Source organism: Massilia sp. P2_C2 (genome assembly GCF_056404615.1).
The window spans coordinates 1-3,096 of sequence record NZ_JBFUDR010000490.1; the positions used below are offsets into that span (position 1 = coordinate 1).

Annotated in this window: 3 protein-coding genes and 1 pseudogene; 2 read left to right on the forward strand and 2 right to left on the reverse strand. The window is 62.7% G+C overall.

Annotated elements, in window-relative coordinates; genetic code table 11:
* Positions 1 to 132: 132 nt before the first annotated feature.
* Both AC1DYX_RS29875 and AC1DYX_RS29880 read right to left on the reverse strand, forming a co-directional pair.
* Positions 133 to 564 (reverse strand): annotated as a pseudogene (locus AC1DYX_RS29875) (sterol desaturase family protein); the annotation flags it as partial.
* Between the two features lie 88 nt (positions 565 to 652).
* Positions 653 to 925, reverse strand: a complete 273-nt coding sequence (locus AC1DYX_RS29880) for a hypothetical protein (RefSeq protein ID WP_477265652.1) — start codon at positions 923 to 925, stop codon at positions 653 to 655.
* Here AC1DYX_RS29880 and tnpC point away from each other — a divergent pair.
* A complete protein-coding gene (gene tnpC / locus AC1DYX_RS29885) occupies positions 924 to 2,483 on the forward strand; it encodes an IS66 family transposase (RefSeq protein WP_477265654.1) in 1,560 nt (519 codons plus the stop codon). The two genes, AC1DYX_RS29880 and tnpC, sit on opposite strands and share 2 nt — an antisense overlap.
* A gap of 272 nt (positions 2,484 to 2,755) precedes the next feature.
* A complete protein-coding gene (locus AC1DYX_RS29890; protein ID WP_477265656.1) occupies positions 2,756 to 3,025 on the forward strand; it encodes a tyrosine-type recombinase/integrase in 270 nt (89 codons plus the stop codon).
* The last annotated feature ends 71 nt before the right edge of the window (positions 3,026 to 3,096 follow it).

Genomic DNA, 3,096 nt, shown 5'->3' on the forward strand with positions numbered 1-3,096 from the left:
GGACGGACAGAATCTGCTGTCCGATCGGCAATAACGGGTCTGGTTATTGTGTTACAGAATTAATTGGCGTGCTGCAACAGCAATGAGTTTCTGTCAGACGATGCCGCAAATAATGCGGTTGAAAGTCCCGATTCAGGCCCCCGGTGCGTGCGTGGCGACCGTCCTGGCTTGCAGTTGCGCTTCGTAGTCGGGATCGATCGTGTTCATCCAGCGGTCCCAGAACAGGGAATACCAGCCGAAGTTATAGCGCGCCCGCGCATGGTGGATGTTGTGCGCGACCGAGGTATTGATCCAGCGCCCGAACCAGTGCCTGCCCCAGCTCGCCGGCAGGATTTCATGGCCCAGGTGGCCGTACACGGCATAGGCCGTGTTCACCCAAGTGAAAATGAGGTACGCCACGACGTGCTTGGGCACGAAGAACAGGATCAGGATCGATCCGCCGGCATCGACCACCGCTTCCAGCGGGTTGATGGAATACGTGGTCAAGGGATTCGGATTCGTCGACAGGTGATGCGTGCGGTGGAAAAAACGGAACAGCGCCCGATGATGCATGAGCCGGTGCGTCCAATAAAAATACTAAGATTTCGGAAAGTAGTTTCACATTCTCTCATAGGGAAAACGGCCCACTACAATGAAATTACTTTCGAGAATGTTAGTAAGTGTCCTGGACGCCCATCATGATCAGGAGACTGAGGACGAAATACGGCCAGCCATAATCAGCGACGTGTGCATAAAAGAAACGATGTGATTTCCCGCTAGCCAGCATGATGACGATCGACACCAGCGCGAATACGAGAATGCTGGTCGCCGAATAAAGCATTTCGCGCGCCAGTTGACTGCGGCCGATAGGCTTGGACTGCAGGCGCACCTGGCGCCCGCAGTCGGCCTTGTAAACGTGGGCTGACCCGCGTAAACTGGGCCGCATGCCCGACGCCTCCCACCTGCCCGACGATATCGACGCCTTGAAAGCGATGCTGCTGGCACGTGAGGCGGCGTTGCAGGCCAGCGAAGCGCGCGTGGCGCACCTGTCGGCCGAACTATCGACGCGTACCGCCGAGATCGAGCATTTGAAGCTGGTGCTGGCCAAGCTCAAGCGCATGCAATTCGGCCGCCGCTCCGAGAAGCTCGACCAGCAAATCGAGCAACTGGAACTCAAGCTGGAAGACCTGGAAGCCGAGGAGGCGGTGGCCGAAGCAAAGGCGCCGGTAGACGTCGCACCGCGCAAGAAGGCCGAGCGCAAACCGCTGCCTGCCGACYTGCCGCGCGAGGAACGGGTGCTGCGTCCGGCTCTGGATGCCTGCCCGGACTGCAACGGCAAACTCGCACCSCTGGGCGARGACGTGTCGGAACAGCTGGAGTTTGTGCCGGCCAGTTTCCGCGTCATCCGCCATGTGCGTCCCAAGCTGGCGTGTGCCTGCTGCGACCGCATCGTACAGGCYCCGGCGGCCAGCCGGCCCATCGARCGGGGACTACCCGGRCCYGGGTTGCTGGCCCATGTGCTGGTAGCGAAGTACGCCGACCATCTACCGCTGTACCGCCAGAGCGTGATCTACGCACGCGAGGGCGTGGAGCTGGAGCGCTCCCTGCTTGCCAGCTGGGTGGGTGCGGCCAGCACGCTGCTGCGACCGCTGGGGGAGGCCTTGCGCCGCCACGTCTTCGCCGCCGCCAAACTGCACGCCGACGACACGCCGCTGCCGGTGCTTGCACCGGGCAACGGCAAGACGCGTACGGCCCGCCTGTGGACCTACGTGCGCGACGACCGCGCCAGCGGCGCCACCGAACCGCCCGCCGTGTGGTTTGCGTACTCGCCCGACCGCAAGGGCGAACATCCGCAAGCGCACCTGGCCCGCTTTACCGGCGTGCTGCAGGCCGATGCGTATGCCGGCTTCAACGCCATTTACGACAGCGGGCGCGTCGTCGAAGCAGCCTGCTGGGCCCACGCCCGGCGCAAGTTTTACGACCTGCATGCGGCCCGCCCATCGCCCCTGACCACCGAGGCATTGCGCCGCATCGGCGAGCTGTACGCCATCGAAGAGGCTATCCGGGGCAAACCACCGGACGAGCGCCGCGCCGAACGGCGGGCGCGAGCCAGACCGCTGCTTGACGACCTGGAGCGCTGGCTACAGGCCACACTTGCGACGCTCTCGCGCAAATCGGACACGGCGGCGGCGATCCTGTACGCGCTCAAATTGTGGCCGGCCCTGGCCCGCTATGCCGACGACGGGCGTATCGAGATCGACAACTCGGCCGCCGAACGGGCCTTGCGCGGCGTCGCCCTGGGCCGCCGCAACTTCCTGTTTGCCGGCGCCGACAGCGGCGGCGAGCGCGCGGCCGCCATGTATGGGCTCATTGGAACGGCCAGGCTGAACGGTATCGACCCCGAAGCCTGGTTGCGCCATGTGCTGACGCATATCGCCGACTATCCCGTGAATCGCGTCGACGACTTCCTCCCCTGGAACTGTGCCGCCAAACTGGCCGGCTGAACTCCGCTTCCCAGCGGTGTGACAAGCATCATCTCGTATCAGCTTCGGTAACTCAACACGGTGCTGGGACGACGCTTACGCAGAGAGCGGGAATCCTTATGCAGCGCCGGCGTTCGACCTGGCGATCGAGACTAGCCTAAGACAGAGGACCATGTTCGGACTCCAGTGAGAGTGGGTGGATCTTGGGAAGCGGTTGATCCGGATTCCGCTCTCCGCCCGGGGAGCTGAGAATAGGGGAGTGCCGGCGGCGCTGCCATTATCGACCAAGGCTCATGCTGCTGTCACTCCATCCAGTGGACGGGTCCGGGGCCCTGCAGGCGGAACCATCTGGCCCAGTCCTCAACACCACGCAAAACGCGGTTCGGTGCACTGGCATCAAGAACCTTCGTTGGCACGACCTCCGGCACGAGGCCGCGTCTCGCCTTTTTAAGAAAGGGCTCCATCCTTTCGAGGTGGCCAGTATTACCGGTCACAAAAGTATGCAGATGGTCAAGCGCTATACGCACCTCAAACCTGAGACCCTCGTATCCAAGTTGGGATGAGCGTAGCTACTCTGGCGATCTGTGGATCGCATCGTCGCTGGCCGGGACGACCGGCCAAGACGCTCCTACGT

Coding starts and splice junctions, on each gene's coding strand:
- AC1DYX_RS29880 (WP_477265652.1), bottom strand. CDS start 925: ATGCGGCCCAGTTTACGCGGGTCAGCCCACGTTTACAAGGCCGACTGC.
- AC1DYX_RS29890 (WP_477265656.1), top strand. CDS start 2,756: ATGCTGCTGTCACTCCATCCAGTGGACGGGTCCGGGGCCCTGCAGGCG.